General features: G+C 66.4%; 16 protein-coding genes and 2 pseudogenes. 15 read left to right on the forward strand and 3 right to left on the reverse strand.

What is annotated here, in order from left to right:
• The first annotated feature begins 28 nt into the window (after window positions 1-28).
• From AB0M47_RS08720 to AB0M47_RS08745, 6 genes and pseudogenes are all read left to right on the forward strand, one after another.
• Window positions 29-784: a hypothetical protein gene (locus tag AB0M47_RS08720; RefSeq protein WP_363410647.1), complete on the forward strand. Its 756-nt coding sequence runs from the start codon at window positions 29-31 to the stop codon at window positions 782-784.
• On the forward strand, window positions 781-1,242 hold the full coding sequence (locus AB0M47_RS08725; RefSeq protein WP_363410650.1) for a hypothetical protein: 462 nt from the start codon (window positions 781-783) through the stop codon (window positions 1,240-1,242). The genes AB0M47_RS08720 and AB0M47_RS08725 overlap by 4 nt, the downstream gene beginning before the upstream one ends.
• Before the next feature lie 136 nt (window positions 1,243-1,378).
• Window positions 1,379-2,119, forward strand: coding sequence for a hypothetical protein (locus AB0M47_RS08730; RefSeq protein ID WP_363410652.1), 741 nt, complete (start codon window positions 1,379-1,381; stop codon window positions 2,117-2,119).
• On the forward strand, window positions 2,116-2,628 hold the full coding sequence (locus AB0M47_RS08735) for a hypothetical protein (protein ID WP_363410655.1): 513 nt from the start codon (window positions 2,116-2,118) through the stop codon (window positions 2,626-2,628). Before AB0M47_RS08730 ends, AB0M47_RS08735 begins: the two co-directional genes overlap by 4 nt.
• 242 nt (window positions 2,629-2,870) lie before the next feature.
• Window positions 2,871-3,083: pseudogene (locus AB0M47_RS08740) on the forward strand (MucR family transcriptional regulator); the annotation flags it as partial.
• A gap of 141 nt (window positions 3,084-3,224) precedes the next feature.
• Entirely contained in the window at window positions 3,225-4,574 is a 1,350-nt protein-coding gene (locus AB0M47_RS08745) for a MucR family transcriptional regulator (RefSeq protein WP_363410865.1), read from the forward strand.
• Between the two features lie 126 nt (window positions 4,575-4,700).
• On the opposite strand, the gene AB0M47_RS08750 is transcribed toward AB0M47_RS08745, so the two are convergent.
• Window positions 4,701-5,318 carry a helix-turn-helix transcriptional regulator gene (locus AB0M47_RS08750; RefSeq protein ID WP_363410658.1) on the reverse strand — a complete coding sequence of 206 codons (618 nt, stop codon included), beginning with the start codon at window positions 5,316-5,318 and terminating at the stop codon, window positions 4,701-4,703.
• Between the two features lie 85 nt (window positions 5,319-5,403).
• On the opposite strand from AB0M47_RS08750, the gene AB0M47_RS08755 reads away from it, so the two are divergent.
• The 5 genes from AB0M47_RS08755 to AB0M47_RS08775 all read left to right on the forward strand — a co-directional run bounded on the left by AB0M47_RS08755 (window position 5,404) and on the right by AB0M47_RS08775 (window position 13,882).
• On the forward strand, window positions 5,404-5,631 hold the full coding sequence (locus tag AB0M47_RS08755; RefSeq protein WP_363410661.1) for a DNA-binding protein: 228 nt from the start codon (window positions 5,404-5,406) through the stop codon (window positions 5,629-5,631).
• Window positions 5,632-5,863: 232 nt separating this feature from the next.
• Complete coding sequence (pglW, locus tag AB0M47_RS08760; RefSeq protein ID WP_363410664.1) at window positions 5,864-9,970, forward strand: BREX system serine/threonine kinase PglW; 4,107 nt, start codon at window positions 5,864-5,866, stop codon at window positions 9,968-9,970.
• A gap of 59 nt (window positions 9,971-10,029) precedes the next feature.
• Window positions 10,030-11,292 carry a DUF3696 domain-containing protein gene (locus tag AB0M47_RS08765; protein WP_363410667.1) on the forward strand — a complete coding sequence of 421 codons (1,263 nt, stop codon included), beginning with the start codon at window positions 10,030-10,032 and terminating at the stop codon, window positions 11,290-11,292.
• The gene (locus tag AB0M47_RS08770) at window positions 11,282-12,127 is read left to right on the forward strand and encodes a hypothetical protein (RefSeq protein WP_363410669.1); all 846 of its coding nucleotides are present in this window, start codon (window positions 11,282-11,284) and stop codon (window positions 12,125-12,127) included. Before AB0M47_RS08765 ends, AB0M47_RS08770 begins: the two co-directional genes overlap by 11 nt.
• Window positions 12,128-12,136: 9 nt before the next feature.
• A complete protein-coding gene (locus AB0M47_RS08775) occupies window positions 12,137-13,882 on the forward strand; it encodes a DUF262 domain-containing protein (RefSeq protein ID WP_363410672.1) in 1,746 nt (581 codons plus the stop codon).
• Between the two features lie 3 nt (window positions 13,883-13,885).
• On the opposite strand, the pseudogene AB0M47_RS08780 reads toward AB0M47_RS08775, so the two are convergent.
• Both AB0M47_RS08780 and AB0M47_RS08785 read right to left on the reverse strand, forming a co-directional pair.
• A pseudogene (locus AB0M47_RS08780) lies at window positions 13,886-14,233 on the reverse strand (DarT ssDNA thymidine ADP-ribosyltransferase family protein); the annotation flags it as partial.
• Between the two features lie 147 nt (window positions 14,234-14,380).
• Window positions 14,381-14,596 carry a DarT ssDNA thymidine ADP-ribosyltransferase family protein gene (locus AB0M47_RS08785; protein ID WP_363410675.1) on the reverse strand — a complete coding sequence of 72 codons (216 nt, stop codon included), beginning with the start codon at window positions 14,594-14,596 and terminating at the stop codon, window positions 14,381-14,383.
• 118 nt (window positions 14,597-14,714) lie between these two features.
• Between AB0M47_RS08785 and pglX the strand changes: the two genes are divergently transcribed.
• The 4 genes from pglX to brxD are packed head-to-tail and all read left to right on the forward strand — an operon-like array spanning window position 14,715 to window position 25,889.
• Entirely contained in the window at window positions 14,715-18,212 is a 3,498-nt protein-coding gene (pglX, locus tag AB0M47_RS08790; RefSeq protein WP_363410678.1) for a BREX-2 system adenine-specific DNA-methyltransferase PglX, read from the forward strand.
• Window positions 18,209-21,898 (forward strand): phage resistance protein, encoded by a 3,690-nt coding sequence (locus tag AB0M47_RS08795; RefSeq protein ID WP_363410681.1) that lies wholly within the window; start codon window positions 18,209-18,211, stop codon window positions 21,896-21,898. Before pglX ends, AB0M47_RS08795 begins: the two co-directional genes overlap by 4 nt.
• Complete coding sequence (gene pglZ, locus AB0M47_RS08800; RefSeq protein ID WP_363410684.1) at window positions 21,895-24,579, forward strand: BREX-2 system phosphatase PglZ; 2,685 nt, start codon at window positions 21,895-21,897, stop codon at window positions 24,577-24,579. Before AB0M47_RS08795 ends, pglZ begins: the two co-directional genes overlap by 4 nt.
• Window positions 24,576-25,889, forward strand: coding sequence for a BREX system ATP-binding protein BrxD (gene brxD, locus AB0M47_RS08805; RefSeq protein ID WP_363410687.1), 1,314 nt, complete (start codon window positions 24,576-24,578; stop codon window positions 25,887-25,889). The genes pglZ and brxD overlap by 4 nt, the downstream gene beginning before the upstream one ends.
• Window positions 25,890-25,891: the final 2 nt, after the last annotated feature.

Below are 25,891 nucleotides of genomic sequence, written 5' to 3' on the forward strand. Positions count from 1 at the left end.
GATGAGTGCGGCAGAGTTCGAGAAGGTCGTGGCGGATGCGCGCGATCGCACCGAGCAGATGCAGCACGAGGGCCGCCGCCTCATTGCGATCGTCCGGCGGTGGACGGTCGCGCTCGGACCGCAGGGCGCAGGACTCGACGCCATGCTGTCGAAGATCGACAGTCAGATCGACCAGACCGGCAACCTGGTGACCGAGTTCTTCCTGAACCCGGGCGTGCCATGGACACTCTGGAGCCACGGCAGCGACTGGGCAGGCCCGCCGATCGCGGGCCAGATCAGCAGCCAGATCTCCAGGTCGACGCTGGACGAGATGCGGGTCGACGACTTCTGGACTGGTGTGGCCGCGGACGCGTACAAGAACAGCCTGCCCCGACAGAAGGAGGCCATGTCCGCGCTGGCGGCATCCGCACGAACCATCGACGACGTGCTGACCAGCATGGCGATTGCCATCGGCGCATTCTGGCTGGCGTTTCTCGCCGCCCTGGTCGAGGTGGTCCTGATCATCATGGCATGTGTCGCAGCCGCCTCGACGGGTGTGGGCGCACCGGCCGGGGCCGGTGGTGCTGCTGCCGCGGTGGCCAAGTTCGTCGGCGTTACGTTGGCCATCCTCAGCGCGTTCTACACATTCATCATGGTCAACACCGTGCCGAAGATCAAAGACCTGGAGCAGGACCTGCACGACAACGCGGCCTATCCGGGCGGCCATTGGCCGCGACCGACTGTGGAGCTCGCCGATGGGCGGTTGTCCGACGGAGACGCCTCCGACTGGAACCTGAAGGGATGACGATGAAGGCTGGCGTACACCCCTCGTTCGTCGTCCACGTCGTCGTGACGTCGCTGCTGACGTTCATATTGGCGTACGGGGCTGTAGGTGCGTTCTCAGATCGGTCGGTCGAGGTCGAAGCTGGGCGCATGGTGGAAGCATGGAGTCTACCGGTGATCTTGGCGATGGCCACGGTGGCACTCGCGCTCACCACATGGTCGTCGCTGCGGCTGTTGGCCGGCTCGCCAGACTCCGCCCGGTCCGCAATCCGGTGGGCCTTGCGTTGTGCGGTCGGAACAGTCGTCGCGGGGCCGGCGGTGTCACTTCTTGACGTGCGTCAGGCGCACAGCTGGGGGGTCCTGGGCATCGCGATCTATGCAGCCGTGATCTCGTTCGTCGTGTGCGGCGGTGTGATCGCATGGCAGCTGCGCCACATCGTGAGGTTCGAGCGTGAAGTAGCGGTCGGAAGCGTTGTCTGACAACGATCCTGCGCTCCCGTCATGACTGATGCGTCCGCGAGTACCGCGAGCGGAGCAGCCTGGTTCTTCCGCCTTGACTGGTGACCCTGTGTGATCATCACGGGCATATCGGACGGTGCGCGTAGCCACCAGGCAAGTGGAGATCACCAACCGGGTGCCGGATGTGCGGCCGGTCATGGGCACGGTACGGTGCCGCCTCGTGAACGCCTTACTACGACGGTTCGTCGAACTCATCGAAGCCGACCTGGAGGCGGTCGGGTTTGTCCGCCGTGGGCCGGTATTCCGGTATTTCGACCCGGAGTGCAATGGCATTGCCCTCGATATCCAGCGCACCACTGCACTGTGGGGAGAGGTCGAGTTCTTCATCAACGTCGGGGTGCTGCTCGCCGCGCACGTGCGGTACTACTTCGGCGAGAACGATCCTCGCCGCGACGCTATGCCGCACCACGGCGTCTGGAGCCATCGCCTGGTGGCGACCGGCGACACCGCGACGCTGCCCGACCACAGGTTCTCGTTGTCGTCGGAATCCGACGTAGACCGCGCTGCCACCATCGTGCGGGCCTGGCTGGCGGGGAACGTACCCCGCATGAAGAGCTGGCTGGGTGACTTCGACGCGATGCTCGCCGCGGTCGAGGAGGACCGCGAACGATCCGCCCGGGCCCGCGCAGAGCAAGTCGCGCCCGGGCAGTGGAAGGCTGGCCGTTGGCCAGATGGAACTTGGAACGACGGCATCATCCGCACCTATGCCTATGCGGAGCGCGGTGACGTGGACGCGGTCGCGGCCGAGACTGCGGGCTGGCAGGACAGCGGCCCCGATTCGCTGGTCGCGAGCGTCCTGGCCCTCGCCAACCAGCGCCTCGCCGAACGGCAGGGATGATCGTGGGCTACTCCGGTATTGTCATCATCGCCCGCACCGGCGACACGCGGCTCGACGAGCTGGCGTGCGTCCACGACCTCTTCGTGGCCGTGACTGACAACGTACGCGCCGGCGGCTGGCGGATCGGGTTCCTCGGCCCGATCGACGACACCTCACTCAACCGCTTGGCAAACCACCTCGCGCTGGAGACGGCGGCACCGGCCATCGCGCTATCGGTCTTCGACAGCGACTGCGCCTTTGCCACGGCGGCCGATACCTCCGGCGGGGCCCTTGAGTTCTATCTTAACGAACAGATCGTCCGGAGCCTGGTCGACGACGACAGCTTCGAGCCGCTCAACAGCCAGGCCGCCGCCGGACTGCTGGCCTGGGCCGAGAGGGCAAGCCTCGTCGCCAGCCCTGACCGACTCACGGCCGCTCTCGAGGCGAGCCCTGGTCCGTTCGGCGACGGAATCCTCGAACTCACCGAGGCCCTCGGCATCGCCGGGACAGAAACTGACAGGCTCCGATAAATCAAATGGTCGGCGGTCCTGGATCTTCCTGCTTGCGTGGTGACCTTGTGTGATCGCCTGGGGTGAACGGGATCCACGTTCCGCAGGCGTCTTCGGCGTGGCGGTGGGCGGCCTCAGGGTGGTAGCTGAGTGCCTGAGCAGAAACCGGTGCCGGGGCGTACACGACACGCTGGCGTGCATTCCGCGGGCAGTGCTGCTGGACCAGCGGCTCGGGTACGCCATCTATGGCATATCTTTGGCCGATGCTCGAACCCAGCTCTGATCGCACGGCTCCCGAAGGAGTCCAGCCGGAGGATCGTGACCGGCTGCAATGCCTCGAGTGCGGGCGCACGTACATCCGCCTCGGTCATCACGTGACGGCAGCCCATAAGATCAGCTGTGAGGAATACCGGCTGAAGTTCGGTTTGCCCCGTAGTACGCCGTTGGAGGCGGTTTGGCTGCGTCGGTGGCGTTCCCAGCGCGGCCGGGAGCTTTTCGAGCGAGAGCCCGAGGCGCTTCGGGCGCGGCTGACTCCTACGCGTACGACCGCCGAGCAGCGGCTCGCTATGTCACGCTCGGCCCGGCGCGAGTCGGCGCAACGGCCGGGAACCAAAGCGTTGGCGCAGGAGCGGGGAGCTGTGGTGGGTGCGGCTGCACGGGCTGCCTCGGAGTCGGATCTTCACAGCCGCGCGGTTGCAGCCGGTTTCACCGACCTTCATGCGATGCTCGCGGCGACCAGTGATCTGCCCGCCCGGGAGGTGGCGGGAATGTTGTCGGTCGCAGTTCGCCGGATGTGGGCACTGCGTCGCCGCCACGGTTACGTTTCCGGTGGTGCGGGACGTCCACCCGGTCTTGCGGCCGGCCAGACCCGGCAGTGCCGTGCGTGCGGCGGCTTCTACCGCGGGCTCGGGCAGCACATCGCGTTGAAGCATGGTATGACCCTGGACGCTTACCTGCGGGCGTACCCGTCAGACGCGACCGAGCTGGAGCGAACCGCCGGGGACCGGGCCGCCGACCCGCGCCGCGGTCCGGTTCCACTGGACGAGCTGTCCGCGCTGCGCCGCGGGCTTCAGCCCGAAGACCACGGTCGTTTGCTGTGTCGCGAATGCGGTCGTTGGTACCGAGTTCTGGGACAGCACCTGACCATGAAGCACCAACTCGATCCGACGACCTACCGGCATCGATACGGACTGCCGGAGGATCTGTCGCTACTCGGCTCGGCAACGCGGCAGCTGCACGCGGCGAAAGCGCAGCAGCGGGCACAGGATCCGAGCCGAAGACCAACCCGCAGAGAGCGGGCCGAGCAGACCAGAGCGGATCGGAACGCGCTTCTGGAGCAGCGAGCTCATGACGCCGGACATGCCGATCTGGCGACGCTGCTCAACGCCATTATCGACGCGCCGGCCGCAGACGTCGCGGCGGTGCTGGACGTGCCCGTACAGGCGGTGTATCCGTTGCGCCGACAGCATTGTGACGACTGGACGCGGCCACGGCTGGCCTCGTCACCGGCGCTCACCGCGGACGAGCTCGCTGCGGTGATTGTCGGAACCCAACCCGAGCGCGACGGCCGGTTGGTCTGCCTGGAGTGCGGGAAGTGGCAACGCGGCCTCGGCCAGCACGTACGCAGCGTGCACAACCTGACTCCGGCGCAATATCGGGCGGTCCACGAGCTCCCGGCGGGACAACGGCTTCAGGCTGCCGACCTCCGCGAGCGACAGGCCGAACTGGGGAGGCAACGATTCGACCGGGTTCGGGACAAGATGCTGGCGGCTGCGGCCGACCCGCAGCGCAAGGCCGATCGGGCTCGCGCTGCGGCCGTCGCTCGGGCGGAAAGCCGCCGCCGAGCCGGGGGTCGGATCGCCACCGAGCGCAACAAGGAGCACCTGCGCGAGCTGCGTACGGCTGAAGCGGCAGCACGGCACGCCGCCAAGGCGCGCGAACTCGGCTACACAGCCTCGAGCAGCTGATCAATGCGACGTCCCACCTGTCCGGTCACGAGTTGGCGTCGTTGCTCGGGATGCATCTGCATAGCGCCTACCGGCTGCGCCACCAGGTCCGACAGCAGACCGCGATCCGCTAGTCCGGTCGGGTTCTCAAGCTTCGCCGGTCGTGGTGGACGCTGGTGCCCGCATGTTGACAACGGCGGCGTCTATGCGCGCGACGATGTCGTCCGATGACTGTCCATTGTCAACCATCGCGCGTATCGTCGCCAGCGTTTCGATCGTCGTGGACATCTGCTGTCGCGCCGCGGCATTGAACCGGATGGCGAACTGCCTCGCCTGCTCAATGGTCTTCATCCGGGCGTACTGCATGACCGCATTGTCCGGATCGGACTCAGCAAGGCGTTCGTACGACTCGGCGTAGTAGTGGCTCGCATCGGAACCCGGCAACGCCTGCTCGCCGCGAACCCACCGCTCGACGGCCACACCGTCATGGACCACGGTGTTTGGGGTGATCGCGACGGACGCGTCTCGTCCTGGCGCAAGCAGATGCGCCGGCGCCACGTCGAAGACATATGCCAGTAGAAGAAGCTCGTCGACGTCGGCTGGACGGCCGCGTACAAGGATGTTGTTGATCTTGTCGCGAGTCATCGCGGTCGCCCCGGCCTCGATGCAGCGTTCGACCACCTGGGCGACGCTCCATCCTCGGGCCGCGCGCACTTCGCGTAGCCGGGAGGCAAGGATCTCCCCTGGTCGCTGCGAATGTGTCATGAATACACACTAGCAGAGACCTTGACCTGCGGGCCTTGGTCCTACAAGCTGATGCTCCTGTCGCTACGACACACGGGAGGACGCGATGACAACACAGCTCGCCGCACCGACGAACCGCGCCTGGACGATCGATGCCATCCGGGCGCTCGGTTCACAGACCGATATCGTGACGGCTGGGGAGATTCTAGGCATCGGGCGGACGAAGGCGTACGAAATGGCCAGGGAGGGCGAGTTCCCGGTCAAGATCTACCGCGTGGGCCGCAAGTGGGTGGCGTCGGTTCCTGCCATCCTTGACTTCTTCGCCAGGCCCTAACTTGCGCTCTATGGCGCTCCCGCATCAGAGCGCAGCTGCTCCTTCTCGGCGGTTGTACTGCGGACCCCTGCGATGCTTCCTGGCCAAGAAATCCTCCGATTGGTCTACGACGCATCACGCAACCTGTCCGACTGGTCTATCGGGTCGCCGAGTCGCAGGCTCTGCGGGATTATGATCTGGCTGGCGCGGGTCCGAGCCCGCTTCCGGCGACATCGGAGTACAGGAGGCATTCGTGCGCGAGGACTCGCCGCGCTGGGAGCACATCAATCCCAGCCAGTTCGTGCACGAGCAGAGCGGCCTACGTCAGCTCGCCTCGTACTTGCCCGACACGGACCCCTACCACGTCTGGGCGAATGTCGAGTTCGTCGGCACCGACGGTTCGATCAATGAGGTCGACGCTCTCGTCCTCACGCCGCGCGGACTGTTCGTTCTGGAGCTGAAGCATTGGTCGGGCGAGATTGGCGGCGACGGCATCCAGTGGGTACGCCGACCGCCGAACGGCCGCCTAACGCCCGAAGACAACCCGTACATCTTGGCGAATCGCAAGGCCAAGCGCCTCGCCAGCGTGATCAAATTCTATGCGCGCCAGCAGGGCAAGGAGGCGCATAGCCCGTTCGTCGGAGCGGCAGTCTATCTGCACGCCCCCGATTTCCGATCCCGGCTTGACGAGATCGGCCGGCAGCACGTCTTCGGACCCAGTGGTCACCCAGGCGGGCTACCGAGCCTGCAAGAGTTCCTGCTCTCCGGACCAGCCCGGCCGGAATGGTTGATCACCGCGGACCGGGGACGACAGATCGTCGATCTAGTCCGCGGCGCCAAAATCCGTCCATCGGTCGCCGACCGGCGGATTCTGCAGCTCATCCTGCACCCCGCCCCGTTCGCGGAAGGAGTCGGCTGGCAAGACTTCCTGGCAGGCCATGAGCTTGATCCAGGTCTGGTCCGCCGAGTCCGGTTCTATCTGACCAGCCGAGCACCGGCCGAAGAGGTCCCGATCATCCAGCGTGGCGCCGAACGCGAGTTCCGGCTCCTTCAGGGCATCCACCACCCTGGTATCGCACATCCTGTCGACAAGGCCGAGCATTCGTTCGGCCCCGCGCTGATCTTCGATCATGCCGGCGAGTCGGTAAGACTCGATCAGTGGCTGACCCAGCGTGAGCGGGAGCGCCAGCTCACCGTCGCGCAGAAGCTACACCTCGTGCAGGACCTCGCAGAGATCGTCGACTATGCACACTCACGGCGGCTGTCTCACCGGGCCCTGCATCCCCGAGCGGTTTTCGTCACCGAACCAGACCGATCCCGACCAGCGCTGTTGATTACCGATTGGCAGACTGGCGGCCGTCTGGTCGGGACTACACAGATCACTCGGTTGAGTTCGTCAAGCGACGGGGCGGGCCTGGAGCTGTTCCTCGATGACGAGATCCGCCGGTATCAAGCGCCCGAGGCGTTCACCAGCGCCCAGGTCCCCGGCATCAAGCTTGACGTGTTCGGACTGGGCGCGATCGCGTACCGGATCTTCGCTGGCCGCCCACCCGCAGACAGCGCCGACCAGCTCGTGGCGAAGGTCCGCAACCGCGGTTTGAATCTGGCCGGCGTCGTCGACGGCATGCCGAACAACCTCGTCAAGCTGTTGTACGACGCGACGCACGGCGACCCGGCGCAGCGCCTAGCGAGTGTGGGCGACTTCCGACGCGGGCTTGAGGATGTCTGGGACGAGCTCACCGCGCCAGAGCCGGAACCGGTCAAAGATCCGCTGGAGGCAGTCAAGGGCGACATCCTCGACGGTGGCCTGCGCGTCGAACGGCGGCTCGGATCCGGAGCAACCGCCACCGCGCTCCTGGTCACCCGGGGCGACGGTGATTCACGCCGCGAGTTGGTGCTGAAGGTCGCCCGAGACGAGCAGCATGCCGATCGCCTCACCGCGGAGGCGCAGGCCGTGGGCAAGCTCAAACATTGGCAGGTCGCCGCGCTCGTCGACGGACCGGTCACTGTAGGCGGCCGGACCGCGCTGCTATTGGAAAGCGCCGGACCACGCACGCTGGCCGAGGAGCTGCAGAAGGGCCGCCTCGCCATTGACCTGCTGGAGCGCTACGGCCGAGACCTGCTGGACGTCGTTGGCTTCCTTGACGGTCAAGGTGTGTGGCACCGCGATCTCAAACCGACGAACCTCGCCGCACGGCCACGTCCGAAAGACAAGCAGCTACATCTATGTGTCTTCGACTTCTCGCTGGCGTCGACGCCCGCCGACCATGTCACCGCCGGCACGCCGCCATACTTGGATCCGTTCCTCGGCGAGGCGGGCAGAAGCCGATACGACGCAGCCGCGGAGCGTTTCGCCGCTGCGGTGACGCTCTATGAGATGGCGACGGGCACCGTCCCACGGTGGGGTGACAACGCCAATCCAGCGACAGTCTCCAATGAAGTCACGCTGGAGGCGTCGGCATTCGATACCGCCGTCGCCGACCGGCTGATCAACTTCTTCGCCAAGGCTATGGCCCGCGACGCGAATGCGCGTTTCGACACGGTCGAAGAGATGACCGACGCCTGGCGAGCAATCTTCCGGGACATTCCCGACGCGGCGGCGTCCGTCACCCAGCCCTCTGGCGCAGTCACTTTCGACACCCAGTTGATCGCCACCGACCTAACCGCGCGTGCTCGCTCCGCTCTCGAACGGTTGGGTGTGCACACCGTCGGGGAACTACTTGCCTACGAGCCGTCGGCGCTGACTCGGGCAAAGGGCGTACCAGACGCGACCCGCAAGGAGATCCTGGCCCTCGCGCGTACCCTCAGGCCCTTGATCGGGAACCAGCGGCCCGTGCCTGCGCCGGAGACGGTGACCGCCCACGGGATCGAGGCGGTGTGCGCCACCCTGCTCGACGGACGCAGCCGCAAGGAACACTTGGCCATGCGGGTCCTGTTGGGGCAGGAGCCGACGGCCGCCGGTGTTTATCTTTGTTGGCCCGCGCAGTCCGAGGCCGCTCGTTCAACTGGTCACAGCCAACCTCAGATCTCGAACTGGCTGCGCAAATACGCACCTAAGTGGCTCGAGAACGCCGCTGTGGCCCAGGTCCGCGACGAAATCGTCGCCCTGCTCGACACGCGCGGCTCGATCATGAGCGCGGAGGAGGTCGCCGAGGCGCTCCTCGCGACCCGCGGCTCCTACGCAGCTGATGCCCTCCGCCTGCCGCAGGCCATCGGCCTCGTCCGAGCCGCAGTCGAGGCCGAGCTTGCACGGGGCGGCGACGCGCGGGTCGCGATCCGCCGGTTCCAATCGTCCGACACGGTTCTGATCGGCCGAGAGCCCGACGACCCGGCATCGCTCACGACCGCCGCGAGCCTGTTGGATTACGCCGCATTGCTCGGCCAACGCGCGAAACGTCTTGCCGCGATCGACCCGCTGCCGTCACGCCAACGCGCCGTCGACGACCTCCGGGCGGTGCCCAGTCCAGACGGACTCCCGGCGATGACCGACCAACGACTACTCGAGATCGCCGTAGCGGCCAGCAACAACGAGGCCGCGCTCAGCGCCCAAGGCATCCTGTATCCGGTCGGCATGCCCGCCGATCGGGCGCTACGCCTCGCCGCGAACGCACTCGTGGTCCCCCGGCTGCCCGTCGAAGATCTCCAATCGCGGGTCCAGGCGCGTTTCCCGCTTGCAGAGCCACTTCCCGGTATGCCTGAGCTTGGAAGGCTCGTCACCGCCATCGGGCTTCCGTTGCAGTGGGATGCCGTCGCGCGAGCATTCACGCCGGAGACGATGCAGTCTTCGGCAACGTCGACCCGGATGGCGACGTTCAGCGAGCCGCTGACAACCCGCTCCGGAGCCGACGAGGTCGGCGCTCGCCTCGCCGTGACGATTGAGCAGGGTCGGTATCTTGCGCTCCTCACGTCCCTGCGGACCCATGACCGAGCACGTCGCGAGCTATTGGCACGTCTCGACATGCAAGAGCTGGACGTCACCGCAGTCCTCCTCGCACGCCTGCGCGCGCTCGGCTTCCCGTGGGAGGCGATCATTGCAGCAGACAGCGGCAATCCCAAAGATCCCGACTTCCGCGGATTGACGGAACTCGTCCAGCACCATGTCGTGCCGACACTTGCGGAGGCACTGTCGGCACCAGACCCTCTGCTGATCACCGAAGCCGCGCCGCTTGCCCGCTACGGCGCACTTCGGGTGCTGCAGGAGCTCGCGGACCCGACGAGGCCCAGGCCCGCCGCACGCATCCTGCTCCTGCCCTCCCGGCGGCCCGACCCCGCCATGCTCGACCATGTTCAGGTCCCACTCACATCCCCAGGTACGCAGACGCTGTGGCTGCCTGACGCATGGCTGGACAGGGTCGCCTGATCTTACGGGCAGCAATCTTGGGGGCACACAGCGTTGGTCTGTTGTGGTAGGACTGTCGGGTGCCTCTGCAGCGGATCGCGGTCGAGAACTACAGGTGCTTCCGGGACCGGCAGGAGATGGAGATCCTGCCGGTCACCGTCGTCTTCGGACGCAACAACGCCGGAAAGAGCGCGCTAGTCCGCAGCCCTCTGATCTTCGCGAGCGGCTTGACGGCCGAATCCAGCGCCCCCATCGACATCGACGCGCTCGTCGATCTCGGGCTTGACGTCACGGACGACTTCACCGATCTGATCTTCGAGCACAGTCCTCATGGAAACATCGGTATCTCGCTAACGGTCGACGGTGAGCGTCCGTTCGACCTTGACGTGACACTGCAATACATCGACGAGGCCCGCGAGGCGGTCGTCTCCAGCCTCATCCTTGACGACGGCCACAGCCAGCTCCGGCTCCACTGGGAGCAGTCGCTGTTCCAGCCGGGTACGCCGGAGTCATATCAGATCTTCGTCGACGGCGCGTTGGTCGAGACCCGACTCGTGGAGTTCCATGGCCTGCTGCCGACTCCTGAATCGATCCCTCGGCTGAGGACGTGGCTCGCACAGGAACGAAGCGTCGGACCCGTCCGCTATCTGAGCTCCTACCGCGAGCCGGTCGCCCGTGTCCACCGGCTCCCGATGGGGCAGCCCAAGCCCATCCGCGGCTATGGCCAGGGGGTCTCGTCGTTGCTTGCACACGATCGCGTCCGCGGCAAAGGCGAGGTCCTCGCCAGAGTGAACGCGATTCTCGGAGAGATCGTCGAGGGGTGGCAGCTGGACGAGGTCGAGAACGGCTCGTTCTTCGAGACCGTCCTGCGCCGCCGTCCGGACGATCCGTTCACCGTCAACCTCGCCGACGCCGGCACGGGCGTGGCGCAGATGCTGCCGATCCTCGTCCAATGCGCGCTCGATCAGATCAACGGATCCGGTGGTGCACTCCAGGTCATCGAAGAGCCTGAGATGCATCTGCACCCCAAGGCCCACGCCGCCCTGGCCGACCTATATCTGAAGACGGCGGCGGAGACCGGCACGCGGTTTCTCATCGAAACGCACAGTGAGACGCTGTTGCTGCGGCTACGCCGACGCATCGCGGAAGGCGCCTGCGCACCGGAGATGGTCGGTGTCTACGTCGTCGAGCAGGACGACGGTGACGCCGTCGTCCGCCGCGTCCACATCGACGAACTCGGCAACCTGGCGGATGAGTGGCCCGAGGGCTACTTCTCCCAGGACTACCAGGAGGTACGCGCGATCGCGGCCGCCCAGATCCGACGGAGCGGCGATGCTGCTTGACATCGATCCCCAGGTGATGTCGGACGGCGAGCCGACGAACGCGATGCAGCTTATCCTTTTGATCGGCAGAGGCCAGCATCGCTGGCATGTCACGCTGCCCTCCGCACTTGCCGTAGAGGAATTCCTTCAGCGGCACCGGCTTGCGATCCCGGCGCTCGAAGAGTTGGCGGCGAAGGCAGTCGAGGAGGCAGGTTACGCAAGAGCCGCACCGCCGTGGACGGTGAAGATCACGGTGACCCACCTCGACGCGTTGATCGCAGACCTTACCCAACCGGCGTACGTCGTCGTCGAGAACAGCCGCTGGGAGGGTACGTTCCTCCGCGAGGTCGCCCGCATCCTTGGCCGTAGCCACATCACATTCGCGATAGAGTGCCGACCGCCGTGGCTGGTGTTCGAGAACGCGGGCGGCAAGGACGTCATGGACATCCCGGTCCGCAATCGGCTCGCCCAGTTTCAGCTGCTGTATCGCGTGGCGGCGCTCATCGACAGTGACAAGAAGGACGAGCACGATGTGCCACGCAGCAACCGCGACGTCATCGACCGCATGCGAGCTATCGACGGATTCCGAGAACTCCACGTCTGGCGTGGACGGGAGTCCGAGAACTACCTCCCCATCGCGATCCTTCGCCATCACCACCCGAGCCACGAAGCCAAGATCGCAACGATCTTCAAGGTCCCTCAACAGCGGATGTACACCGACATCAAGTCGGAGATCGGCGGCGTGAAAGCCGAGCGGATGTTCCCCGCCGGGCACGCCATCACCTCCCAAGACTTCGACGACGACGTCCGTGCCGAACTCGAAGAGGTGCTGTCTATGATCGAGCGCATTCTCTAGGGTGGCGATGTGCTGAGCGACGCAAACGACGTGCGCCTCGACGCGACGGTGATGTTGATGGATGCCCTCCTCAACGAGGTGGAGGCCGGGCGCCTGCGAGTGCCGGCGTTTCAGCGACCGTTCGTATGGCCGCCGGATCAGATGCTCGACCTATTCGACAGCATCGAGCGCGGCTATCCGATCGGAAGCCTGCTCGTCTGGCAGACCGATCGCGTCTATCCGAGCCTGTCCAGGATCGGCAGTGTCGAGTTGCCGGACGTCGCCGACGGCCGGCTGATCAGCTATCTGCTCGACGGCCACCAGCGTGTGTCGACACTCTTCGGCACCTTGCGCCGTCCGTCGTCGGCACCGTCGTCCACCGCGGAGTGGAAGTGGCGGATCTACCGGGATCTGCGGCCCGACTCACCCGACCGCTACATTCACCATCGTCGCGACGGGGAGCCGCCATCCCATTTCCTGCCGCTCCGGGCGGTCTCGCGCACCATGGACTTTCTCGCATTCTCCCGCCAGGCCGAGCTGACCAGGCTGGACCACGGGAAGGTCTCCGACCTGATCCGGGAAGCCGAAGCAGTCGCCCAGAAGATCAAGAACTATCCGATCCCGCTTGTGAAAATCCTCGGCGGCGACCTGGACCGAGCGGTCGACATCTACACCCGGCTCAATCGCAAGGGCATCCGCATCGAATCGGACCAGCTGGTCTCAGCACTCGCGTACCACGACAACAAGCAGACGCTCTCCGACCGCATCGACGACATCGTCACAGGAGTCGCGGAGATCGGGTTGACCGAACCCGAGCCTGAGAGCCAGGCGAATCCGACCTCCCTGATGGATCTGCTGAACCCGACAGGACCACGGCGGCCGGAGCCCGCCACGAGCAGGGTCGGTTTCGGGCCGATCCCGCGGGCGGTCGTATTCCGGACGCTGCTCGCCGTGGCAGGCGAGGCCGACGTCATGTCGCCGCGGTGGGAAGCGGTCGCCAGTCGCCTCGGGCCGAAGCTTGACGACGCCGTTCCCGCGGCCGACGACGCGCTACGCCGCGCCGTGCGATTCCTGAAACTCGACGTCGGACTGCGCGTCGCCAAGCTGCTGCCCTACGCCCACCAGCTCACGCTTCTCGCCTGCTTCTTCCACGCCCAGCCGTCGCCGACCGTCGAACAGCTGTTGGCCCTCAACCGCTGGTTCTGGATCACCTCATGGACCGACGCCTACGCGAGCGCCAACACGACCATCGTCCGCCGCTCCCTGGCGAACATGAAGGACTTCGCCACCGGCCGCGCTGACCTGCACATCCAGGACGACAATGTGCAGCCGGTGCCGGAGACGTTCAATCTGAACAGCGCCCGCACTAGGGCGTACCTGACGTGGGAACTGATCGAGTTCCCAACCCGCCTCGCGCCGTCCGGCATCACGTTCGACGCCGTCAAGGCCGTCGCCGCAGGTGACTCCCTCTCACAGATCTATCGGCCGGTCGTCGACGGCGACTCCCGCCCGGCGAATCGGCTGATCCTGCCGACGCCACCGCGCATGTCCGCACGCAAGGCATTGACCGACCTCTGGGCGTACGACCATGGTCGCGTCCTGCAAAGCCATGGTATCCCGAAGGCCGCCTATGACCGCCTCGTCGAAGGGGACGGCGATGGCTTCGTGGCGGCGAGGGCCGCCTACCTCAATGAGCGCATCTTGGAGTTCGCCGGCAGCTTGGACATCCCCTTGCTGCCCGACCTCGAGGGCGACTCCGACGACGACACCGAGTAGCCGTCATGCGGTGGGACTCCGCGACGGTAGCCAACCGTGCGCTTGGAGAGCGCGCCAAGCCGTCTCCACATGCGGCCCGGTGAATAGCCGCTCCTTCCGCGGACTCCACTCCCCCACGAGCTTGGCCGCATCGGCAGCCCTTGAGACACCCACGTGCTCCGCATGCGCGACCCGATGCTCTTCAGTCCGCACGGCCACTCCCAGGAACGCCTCCCATGGTACTCGACCATGCACCAGGAACTCGGCCATCCGCCGCTCAACTCTGTCCGGCTCGGCCTCCGTGTTCCTCCAGATCGTATCCTGCATCAACTGCCAGTCGATCATGGTCGCCAGATCGGAGAGGTCATCCGAAACGTCGTATGTCCCAGCACCGCGTTGCGGTCAGTCACCACCGAGGGCAACGCTAACTCGGAGATCCGTTCGACACTACTAACTACGTATACTAAGTTTGAACATCCACCCTGGTAGTTGGGACATTGCCTTTCGCTATCGCGTACATCATCGGGCTGCGCGGCGCGAAGTAGACGGCACGTAATCGGCGACCACGCCACCCGGTGCGATCGGGACAGCACGCCGCCGGCGTTGCTCTTTGATCTCCTGGTTGCCGACCTCCCTGGTCAGATTGCCGGACGCCTGAGCAGCGGAATCACTCAACAGCCCGCGCGACACGATGGTCGGCAGATGGTCGATGTGCGTGAAGTGCATGATCAACATCGGCTTTCGGAACCGTTGAGCTCACAGCCGAGAAAGATACCTCTTCGCGGGCGACGATCGCACATACGGACGATGACACGGAGTGACCGTGACGCGCCTCCACCCGTAAGATCTCGGTGTGACCCAGCCCATCGACGTCGCCGCCCTCCAGGGCCAGGTAAAACACCTCGTAGAGGATCTTCGAGGACAACTCGCTCGAAATGCCGATCTGCGTGCCGAGCTGCGTCAGGAGTGGTCGGCGGCGACGGAGGCGAAGCGAGTCGGCGTCACGTTCGAGACCTGGCTGGAGGACGTCCTCGACCAGGCCGCTGTCGCATGGGTGCTCGGCTACGTCTTCGTGCGGTTCTGCGAAGACAACGGTCTCGTCGACCGGGTCTGGATCGGCGGTCCCGACGATTCGGCTCCCGTAGCGCGGGCCATGCAGGCGCGGCAGGCGTACATCATCGCCGACCCGCTGAAGAACGACCGCGACTGGCTCCGCGAGGCGTTTAAGCACCTGGCTGGCGTGCGCGCCACTAGCAAGATCTTCGATGAGCACAACCCCGTGTGGCGGTTCGACATCTCGGGCGAGGCGGCCGAGAGACTCTCGGATTTCTTCCGGCGCGGCGCGGGGCTCCGCTCACTTCAGTCTGACGACCTCAACACCCGCTTTCTCGGCCAGCTCTACCAGGACCTCTCCGCCCACGCGCGCGCCACCTACGCGCTGCTGCAAACGCCGGAGTTCGTCGAGGAGTTCATCCTCAAGCGGACGCTCGAACCCGCGGTCAAGGAGTTCGGGCTCGCCAACGTCAAACTCATAGACCCGACCTGCGGGTCGGGGCACTTCCTCATCGGAGCGTTCGAGAATCTGCTTCGGAAATGGCAGGAGCGGGAACCCGCGACCGCAGTCGACATCCTGGTCGAGCGGGCGCTCGCCCAGGTCACCGGCGTTGACATCAACCCTTTCGCCGTCGCGATCGCCCGGTTCCGCCTGGTGGTTGCCGCGCTCCGGGCCACGGGTCGCAAGAACCTCAACAACTCCTATCCGGTACGCGTAGCGACAGGCGATTCGCTGCTCGACTGGGGAGTCACCGCTCGCCACCAAGGTGATCTGCTGGCCGAATTGGACGAACGACCGGCATTCGCCTACGTAACCGAGGATGCGGACCTCCTCGCCGAGTACCTGCGACCCGGCCAATACACGGTGGTGGTCGGCAACCCGCCTTACATCACGGTCAAGGACAAGGCGCTCAACGAGCTCTACCGCGGAATGTACGAAGCGTGCAGCGGCAAGTACGCCATGACTGTGCCGTTCACGCAGCGCTTCTTCGAGCTGGCGACGCGCGGTGACGGCGACGGCGATGGGGCCGGCCTCGTCGGCCAGATCACGGCGAACTCGTTCATGAAGCGGGAGTTCGGCAAGAAGCTGATCAACGAATACTTCGCGCATCAGGTGGAGTTGGACGAGGTCATCGACACGTCCGGCGCATACATCCCTGGTCACGGGACACCCACGGTGATTCTGGTCGGACGCAATCGGATGGTGAGCCCGCGCTACAGCTTCACAATTCGATCGGTGCTTGGCATTCGTGGGGAGCCCTCGCAGCCCGAGGTGCCTGCGCACGGTCTCGTGTGGACGGCGATCGAAAGCCAGATCGACAAGCCGGGCTCGGAGTCCGAGTGGATCAGCGTCTCCGACTTCGACCGAGCCCAACTCGCCATGCACCCGTGGAGCCTCAGCGGCGGCGGTGCGGCGGACCTCATGGTCAACGTGAATGACACGCGAACACGTCTCACACAATTGATCGACCAAGTCGGTATCGTTGCCGTGACTGCAATGGACGACGTGTTCTTCTCCCCAGAACGCGTGATTCAGAGATTGGGGCTGCCCGGAAGGTCGGCTCTCACCGGAGATCAGATCCGCGATCTTGAAGTTCTGCCAGGTAACGCAGCGGTCTGGCCTTACGAAGTAACACTAGTGCCGGTGGATTTGACGTCTAGTCCAGCACTCGAGAGGTATGTGTGGATAAACCGACGCGGCCTTCAACGACGTGTCTGGTTCCGGCAGCCCATCGAAGCGATACCGGGGATGGCTTGGTACGAGTTCGGATTCATCAGCCGAGACAAGCTGAAGTCACCGCTATCCATCGCCTTCGCTGTCGTCTCCACACACAATCACTTCGTGATCGACCGGGTCGGAAGCGTATGCAATCGCCACGCGCCGGTGATCAAGCTACCGGAGGGGGCTACGGAGGACGATCACCTGCGGCTGCTGGGGTTGCTCAACAGCTCGACCGCGTGCTTCTGGCTCAAGCAGGTCAGCCACAACAAGGGAAACGAGGGCTACCAGTCCGGCATCAAAACGGAAATGTGGGAGCGGTTCTACGAGTTCACGGGGACAAAGCTGCAGGAGTTTCCGCTGCCTTCGGCGTACCCGCTGGACCGGAGCCGGACCCTTGACCAGCTTGCGCAGCGCCTCGCGATCTTGACCCCCGCGACGATCGCCGCCGAAGCCGCACCAACCCGCGGACGTCTCGCCGCCGCACGGGCCGAGTACGAGTCGGTCCGCGCGCAGATGATCGCGCTGCAGGAGGAGCTGGACTGGGAGGTCTACCGCCTCTACGGCCTGCTCGACGACGACCTCACGGCAGCCACACCGCCGGAGCTGAAACTCGGCGAGCGCGCGTTCGAGATCGTCCTCGCACGCTCCAACGCAGACACGCAGTGGTTCGCCCGCCACGGCTCGACACCGATCACCGAGCTTCCCGCACACTGGCCGGACGACTACAAGCAGCTCGTCGAGCGCCGGATCGCGATCATCGAGGCCGATCGCAACATCGGCCTCATCGAGCGTCCGGAGTGCAAGCGCCGCTGGGCCACTGACGGCTGGGACGCGATGCAGCAGGAGGCGCTCAAGAACTGGCTGCTCGACCGGCTGGAGTCGCCCGCCGTTTGGCGCAGCGACCCACTCCCCTTGTCTGTCGCACAGATCGCCGACCGGGTACGCCACGACGACGACTTCCGTCATGTCCTCGACCTGTGGGTTGGCAACGACCAGCACGACCTCACCAAGTCCATCGGCAGGCTGGTCGCCGACGAGTTCGTGCCCTATCTGCCTGTCGATCGCTACAAGCCGTCCGGGCTGCGTAAGCGCGCCCAGTGGGAGCGAACCTGGGCGCTGCAGCGCCGCGAGGATGCCGGCGAGAAGGTCGACATCGCGGTTCCGCCGAAGTATGCCTCCGCCGACTTCGTCAAGGCGTCGTACTGGCGTAATCGCGGCAAGCTCGACGTACCGAAGGAGCGCTTCATCGCGTACCCGAAGATGGGCCGGGATGGAGACAGCACGGAGCTGCTGGGCTGGGCTGGCTGGGACCACCTGGGGCAGGCGCGGGCCTTGGCCGCCGTCTATTTGGACCGGAAGACGCAGGGCGGCTGGCGGGCCGACCGGCTGCTGCCTCTGCTTGCGGGCCTGGCGGAGCTGGAGCCGTGGTTGAAGCAGTGGCATGACGAGCTCACCGCCGGTTACCCGGGGACCCCGGCGTCGTTCTTCACCGGGTTGATCGACACAGAGCTGGCCGCTCTAGGCTCAGACCGTTCGACACTGGCCAAGCTGCGTGGCGTGGAGGAGTTGGCATGACGCTGCTGCGTGACCTGATCACCATCCCGACGTCGGTCAGCGAGGGTGACTTCGTCATCCGTGCCTCCGAGGGCGCCGACCTGGCGAACTATGTCGTGACCGATCAGCTGCGGCAAAGCTTCGACGACGCATTGAAGACGGTCGGGCATGCGGTGACGACCGGCCGGTCGCAGGCCAAGTTCCTGCACGGTTCGTTCGGTTCCGGTAAGTCGCATTTCATGTCGGTGCTGCGTGAGGTGTTGAAGCACAACCCTCAGGCGCGCGCCGTCCGCGGCCTGGCCGAGCCGATCGCGAAGGCCGACGAGTGGCTGGCCGGTCGCAAGGTGCTGTGCCTGACCTTTCACATGCTGGAAGCGAAGTCTGTCGAGCAGGCCGTCCTCGAGGGCTACCTGAACCAGATCATGGCCCTGCACCCCGACGCTCCCCCACCGGCCGTGCACCGATCGGACGCTCTGCTGGAGGATGCCGCCAAACTGCGGACGACGCTGGGCGACGAGAAGTTCTTCGAACAGCTCGCCGGTGGCGGCGGACCGGTCACGGGTGGGACGAATCTGGCGGCTCTGATCGTCCGCGCCCAGGGGTGGACTGCCGAGACCTATGACGCCGCAGCGGCTGCGGCTCCCGGTGTGGACAAGCGTGATGCGCTGGTCAGCGCGCTTACCGCGACATTCTTCACCGGTGCGGTACGCAGCGGCGAGTACCTGGATCTCGACACGGGTCTGCAGGTCGTGACCCGTCACGCCAAGAGCCTCGGCTATGACGTCGCGGTGTTGTTCCTCGACGAGCTGATCCTCTGGCTGTCGGGGAAGATCTCCGACCACACGTTCGTCAATACCGAAGGCGCGAAGCTCAACAAGCTGGTCGAGTCCTCAGATGCGGCGCGGCCGATGCCGTTGGTGTCGTTCGTCGCCCGGCAGCGCAACTTGGAGGATTTCCTCGGCCCGCAGGTCGGCGGCACCGAGCGGGAGGCGTTGGCGCATGTGATGCGCAGCGTTCAGGGCCGGCTCGGCGAGATCGTGCTGGAGGACACGAACCTTCCAGAGATCACCGAGAAGCGCCTGCTGCGTCCGGTTAGCGACGACGCGCGGCGGACAATCGACGATGCGTTCGCCGCGGTACGCGGGCGCCGCGACGTGTGGGACACGCTGCTGTTGGGCGCGCAGTACGGAGATGCTGGCATCGGTTCGGATGCGGCGGCGTTCCGGCGGCTGTATCCGTTCTCGCCCGCGCTGGTCGCGACTCTGGTCGCACTGTCGCAGGCGTTGCAGCGGGAACGGACCGCGATTCGCATCATGACGGAGCTGCTGGTCGCCCGCCGTGACACGCTCGCGGTCAACGACCTGATCGGGGTGGCGTCGCTGTTCGACCCGCTTGTGATGCACGGTGAGCTTCCAGACCGGCCGAAGCTTAAGCAGCAGTTCCAGGCCGCCCGCGACACGTACCACAAGTTGCGCGGCATCCTGCTGACCATCAACGGGATCACGGCGGAGCAGGCCGACACCCAGGAGCAGTTCCAGCTCGACGACAAGCTGATCAAGACTCTCCTGCTGGGCGCGTTGGTGCCAGAGGTACCGGCTTTGCACAACCTGACGGCTGCTCGACTGCACGCGCTCAACTTCGGCAGCATCACCGCGCCGATCCCCGGCTACGAGAACCAGATCGTCATCGACCGGCTGACCCGGCTCGCCGGAGCGGCCGGGGAGCTGCGAAAGACCGACGGACCCGATCCGGTCTTCTCGCTGACCCTGTCGTCAGTGGACTACGACAAGCTGCTGGAACTGGTGCCGAACAACGAAACCGCCGACGGTGTCAAGCAGCAGCTCGTCCGCGATCTGGTCTGTGCCGAACTCGGCCTCGGCAGCGCCGACGAGGTGCTGGGCGAGTTCGCGCACGCACGGGAGTGGCGGGGGCGGCGGCACCAGATCAGCGTCAAATTCGGCAACATCCGCGACCGGGACAGCCTGCCCGACGACGCCGTGTACGCCGCCGGCGACGTGTGGCGGATCATCCTCGACTACCCGTTCGACGTCCAGGGTCGTAGCCGCCGCGACGACAAGGCCCGCATCGACAACCTGGACAAGGACTCGCGGACGGTCTTCTGGCTGCCGTTCTTCCTCACCGACGAGCTGATGACACGCATCACCCAGCTGGCGAAGATCAACTATTTGCTGGGCATCGGCGGTGCCGGGGAGCGGATCAACACGCTGGCCTACGAATGGTCGGCAGCCGACCGGCAGCAGGGCAAGGTCTACCTCCAGCAGCGTCAGCAGCAGCTTCGGTCGTCGTTGCTGGACAGCCTGCGTCAGGCATACGGGGTGATCCGCCCGCAGGCCTCCGACGTGCTACACGACACGATCCCGGTCTTGCACACGTTGAAGGAGGATCTGCAGCTCGGTGACCCGCGTGGCGGGACACTCAAGGCCGCGTTCGACAACCTGACCGCGGAGCTGCTGCGCTTCTCCTATCCCGGCATGCCGGCGCTCCCCGAGGAGGAGAAGCCGATCACCCGGTCGGAGCTGGCCAAGGTGTGGACTTATGCCAAGGCGGCCGCCGCCGACCCGACGCACGGCGTCAACGTCGACGGCCCTGACCGGAGGCTGCTGCAGCGGATCTGCAACCCGCTGCGCCTCGGCGAGCTGCGTGAGCACCGATACGTGCTGACGGCCGCCACCTGCTTCTGGAGTGGTCACCTGTCGCAGGCCGCGGCGCAGAAGGGCGAGACTGAAAGGTTCCGTGTGCCGCTGTTGCGGGAGCTGCTGGACACGCCGTTGCCGCGCGGCTTCGACCGGGACCTGCAGAATCTGATCCTCGCGGTCTTCGCCCTGGAGCAGCAGCTGGCCTGGTATCAGGGTGGCAAGGTCGAGCTGGGCTCGCTCGCGCAGATCACCGAGCAGATGGAGTTGCGGCATCCCCCGATGCCCGGCCAGGACGTCTGGGACAAGGCGGTACGCCGAGCGCGGTCACTGATCGGAAAACCGTTGCCGGAGTATCGCAGCCCGACGGCGGTGGCCGAGTTCGCCGCGACTGTCCGTGCGGAGGCGCGTGCGTACTACACCCAGGCCGAGGTGCTGGTCCAGGAGCTTAGCCGCCACGCTCCCCTCCTCGGTCTCGATATGGAGGCGCGTTCGGGCCGCTTGGCGACGGCTCGGCGGGTGGCGAAGCTGCTGCGGGACCTGGCGATGGAAGAAGACGACGACGTCGTTGTCGCGACCGTTGCCGATGCGGAGGTCGGCGACGTCGACGATCCGGTCGCTGCGGCGGCGTACAAGCAGGCGAAGCCGGTGACCGACGCGTTGGCGGGCGCGAACTGGGACCTGCTGGCGGCTGTCGCTTCACGAGCCGCGACCGACGAGCACGCTCGCGTGATTCTGGATGAGCTGCGGGTGACCGCGGCGAACGATCAGCTGGCCGCGGACCTGGCTAAAGGCCTTGCCGACGCGACGCGTGCCGCGACCGGCCTGATCGTCGCGCAGCCACCCACGGCGAACGCGCCAGCCGGTCCAGCCGTTGAGGCACTTGCTAAGGAACCTGAGGTCGTCGTCGACAGCACATCGACCGTGGGACGGCCGGCTGCGCACGTGAGAGAGGTCTCCAGTTCGGATGAGCTGCGCGAGTTCCTGGCCGATCTCGAGGAGGAGATCGCAGCCGGTCACGTGGCCCGCATCTCTTGGGAGATCGTGAAGTGAGCCGCGACCCGGCACAACCGGCCGCCATCCGCCGCAAGGTCGACGACTGGCTCGCCGACGACGACGGGCAGGTGGCGATCGCCTTGCGCACCAGGCCGGTGTGGAATGCGGACCCGGTGTGGAAGGTCGGCGGGACGACGGTCCGCGTCGTGCCATGCACGACTCCGCTGGCGGTCCGCGCCGCGATACACGATCGGTCTGACGGCGAACGGCTCGTGCTGCTGACCGAGCTGAACGACGTGGACCTCGGCGACGGCCTGCTCGCGCACCTCAGCAAATGCACGGTTCGCAGTGTCAGCCCGTGGGACCTGGTGCGGCAGATGTTCCGGCTCAAGGAACTCCCGCCGACGATCACGGACAGCCGCTTCGGCGGCGGCCACTGGATCGCCGACGCCCTCACCGAATACGCACCCACACAAGGCTGGCCCGCCGCGCCCGGAGCTGTCCTCACCCGCGAACACGTCCTACGCTCTTTGGCCGGCGAATTGCTGGGACTCGGCGGTGACCGTCTCGACAGCGCGGGTCTGCTGCAATGGACCACGGACCCCCACGGGCAGCTGCGGTTCATCGAGCTGCCGGCGAGGGTCGTCGATGGTGTGACAGGCTTCCTCGAAGAGGTCGCCGGGCCGGCCGCCGTGCCGATCATGGCCGCAGTCCGGGCCGGACACGGCGTCGACGCGATCGCCTTGGGACTACTCGCCGGGGCTCTGTGGTCACCGAGCCGCGCGAACGTCGCCGACATCGCGGCCGCGCGGGCCCGTCTCGAACCATTTTTCGGCGGAGCACGGCTCGCCGGCAAGCAGGCCGCAGCCTTCATGGAAGCAGCCGAGGCGTGGCTCGACCGCACGCTCGATTCCGCCAGCCGGGCCGAGGCGCAGCGGGCACTCGACCGGGCCGAGGAGATCGCCCAGCAGATCGACGCAGGCGAGCTGCTGATCGCCTCCGACGTGCTGCTGTCCGGCCTCACCCACCGGCTCCACGCGTTCGCCGAGGCCGTCCGGCTCGCCTCGCCGCTGCCCGGCCAAACCGCGGCGCCCGATCTGATCGCCGCCGCGCAGCGTGCCCTCCAACCGGTGGAGGTCCACCGCGCGGCCGAGGCAGCCCGTGTCGAGACCGCTAGCATGGCGGTACGCGCATTGCGCTGGCTCGGCACCGCAGACGCCCCTGCCCCGACGACGTTGCTCGAAGCGTTGCATCGGCAGATCCGCGAGGATGGCTGGGTGGATCGGGCTCGGTTCGATCTGTTTGCCGGCGACGTCGACAGGGTCCTCGCCGACGCGTACGCGCGCTTGCACGAGGCCGTGGACGCTCGCCGCCGGCGCCACGACCAGCAGTTCGCGAACCTGCTCGCCGCCGACACCGCGGCAGACGCCACACCGGGCTCGATGCTGCGGGTAGAAGACGTCCTGGAGAAGGTCGTCGCACCGATCGTCAAGCGCCGTCGCGTACTCCTGCTGGTATTGGACGGGATGGGCGTCGCGGCCGCCACCGAGCTTGCCGAGTCGGTGACTCGCACCGGCACGTGGCTGGAGCTGACCCCGGAGGGTGGCCCACGCACGGGAGTCCTGGCGGCCCTGCCCACCATCACTGAGGTCAGCCGCTGCAGTCTGCTGTCCGGGCGGATCGCCGTGGGCGCTCAGCGTGAGGAGCGGGCCGCCTTCGCCCAGCGCTTCCCGGAAGGCGTTCTGCTGCACAAGGCTGACCTGCGCGCCTCCGCCGGAGCCGCGCTCGACCCCGACGTGGTATCCGCCGTGCAGGATGCTTTCAAGCCGATCGTCGCCGCGGTGATCAACACGATCGACGACGCGCTCGATCGCAGCGATCCCGGCACCACCGTCTGGAGTGAGGAGACCATCCGCGCCGTACGCGACCTGCTGGCACTGGCGCGTGACCGCGTCGTGGTGATCGTCTCCGACCACGGTCACGTCATCGACCGTGGTCCCGATGCGGTCACGTTCTCCTCACCGTCGCGGGAGAACCGCTGGCGCCCGGCCACACCGGCGGCGGTCGACGGGGAGATCGAAATTCGAGGCCAACGCGTCGCCGAAGGCGACGGAGCGGTCGTGGTGCCCTGGCGCGAAGACATTCGATACGGGCCACGCAAGGCCGGCTACCACGGTGGCGCCAGCGCAGCCGAGGCCGTCATTCCGCTGCTGGTCCTGGCCACGGATGAGAATGCCGTGCCGGGCTGGTCCGGCGCCCCAGTCGCCTCACCCGCCTGGTGGCGGGAGGCCGTCGCGGACGTCCCCGCGCCCTCTATTACACCGGCGCCGTCGCGTCGGCGACCGCAGCGGGCCGCCGGACAGGACACGACCTTGTTCGATCTACCGTCCACCGAGCCCGTCGAGAGTGGACCGACCGCACCCGCCCGTCCACCGCTCGTCGACGCCCTGCTCGCCAGCGAGCTCTACCGGCAACGCAAGGACACCCGGGCGCCGCTACCCGACGACCGCGTCGCGGCCATGCTCAGCGCGCTGCTGGCTAACGGCGGCCGCGCCACCCTGGAGACCCTTGCCGCCCACGCGGGCATCCCGGCGCACCGCATCAACGGCACGATCGTGGCCCTGCGCAAGCTACTGCAAGTCGAGGGCTATCCCGTGCTGTCCGCCGACCCCGACGGCCAGACAATCATTCTCGATGCGGACCTGCTCGCGCTCCAGTTCCACCTGGGCAAGCCGTGACCATCGACGTTTCGGCGCGCCGCCGACGGGACATCATCGACGCCCTGCGCCGTGGGGCTGTCCCGACCAACGGACTCGACGTCCTCGCCGTCGGCCTCGACCGATTCACCGCCGCCGTCGACGAAGACCTCGACCGGGTAGCCGCAGGCGGCAGCGTGTTAAAGGCGATCCGCGGCGAATACGGCTCCGGCAAGACGTTCTTCACCCGATGGCTCGCCGAACGCGCCAAACGCCGTGGCTTCGCCGCCTCCGAGGTACAGATCTCGGAGACCGAAACGCCCCTGCATCGCATGGAAACCGTCTATCGGCGGCTCGCCGAGCACCTGTCGACCGAGCAATTCCCGCCGAGCGCGCTGCGACCCGTGCTCGACGGATGGATGTTCGCACTCGAGGAGGACGTGCTGTCCAGCGGCGCTGCCGCCGAAGACGACGCTGCCGCGCTCGACAAAGCCGTCGGGGACCTCCTCGAACGGCGGCTCGCGGAAATCTCCCGCAGCACCCCGGCGTTCGCAGCAGCCCTGCGCGCCTACCGTCGAGCTGCCGCGACCGGCGACCAGGCCACCGCCGACGGTCTGGCTGCGTGGCTGGCCGGGCAACCGCACGTCGCCGCGTCCATCCGCCGGTACGCGGGAGTCAAGGGCGACCTCGACCACTTCGGGGCGCTCAGCTTCCTCCAAGGGCTGCTGACCGTCCTGCGCGATGCCGGCCATCCGGGGCTCATCGTGGTCCTGGACGAGGTGGAGACGCTCCAACGCGTACGCTCCGACGCCCGAGACAAGGCGTTGAATGCTCTGCGCCAACTCGTCGACGAGGTGCACGCCGGACGTTTCCCCGGCCTTTATCTGGTCATCACGGGAACCCCAGCGTTCTACGACGGCCAGCAAGGCGCCCAACGGCTGGCCCCACTGGCTCAGCGGCTCGCCACCGACTTCGGCCCCGACCCGCGTTGGGACAACCCACGCGCGACGCAACTGCGTCTGCCAGGATTCACTACCGATTCCCTGGTGGAGCTCGGCGACAAGGTGCGCAGGCTCTACTCCGACGCGTACGCCAACCCGCGCATTGCCACGGTGGTCGACAGCGCCTACGTCAGCGAGTTGGCGGTTGCGGTCACCGGCAAGCTCGGCGGGCGGGTAGGGGTCGCACCGCGCATCTTCCTAAAGAAGCTCGTCGCCGACATCCTCGACCGGGTGGAGCAGTTCGACGACTTCGACCCGCGGCAGCACTACGCGCTGACGCTGCGCTCCGACGAACTGACCGACGTCGAACGCAACGCCACCAACGCCGACGACGTCGAACTGCAGATGTGAGA

The sequence above is a fragment of the Hamadaea sp. NPDC051192 genome, from assembly GCF_040682475.1.
Lineage (GTDB): Bacteria > Actinomycetota > Actinomycetes > Mycobacteriales > Micromonosporaceae > Hamadaea > Hamadaea flava.

Excerpts from the sequence above, each read along its gene's own strand:
- AB0M47_RS08750 (WP_363410658.1), bottom strand. The coding sequence starts at position 5,318 with ATGACACATTCGCAGCGACCAGGGGAGATCCTTGCCTCCCGGCTACGC.
- AB0M47_RS08770 (WP_363410669.1), top strand. The coding sequence starts at position 11,282 with ATGCTGCTTGACATCGATCCCCAGGTGATGTCGGACGGCGAGCCGACG.
- AB0M47_RS08795 (WP_363410681.1), top strand. The coding sequence starts at position 18,209 with ATGACGCTGCTGCGTGACCTGATCACCATCCCGACGTCGGTCAGCGAG.
- AB0M47_RS08755 (WP_363410661.1), top strand. The coding sequence starts at position 5,404 with ATGACAACACAGCTCGCCGCACCGACGAACCGCGCCTGGACGATCGAT.
- AB0M47_RS08725 (WP_363410650.1), top strand. The coding sequence starts at position 781 with ATGACGATGAAGGCTGGCGTACACCCCTCGTTCGTCGTCCACGTCGTC.
- AB0M47_RS08785 (WP_363410675.1), bottom strand. The coding sequence starts at position 14,596 with ATGTTGATCATGCACTTCACGCACATCGACCATCTGCCGACCATCGTG.
- AB0M47_RS08735 (WP_363410655.1), top strand. The coding sequence starts at position 2,116 with ATGATCGTGGGCTACTCCGGTATTGTCATCATCGCCCGCACCGGCGAC.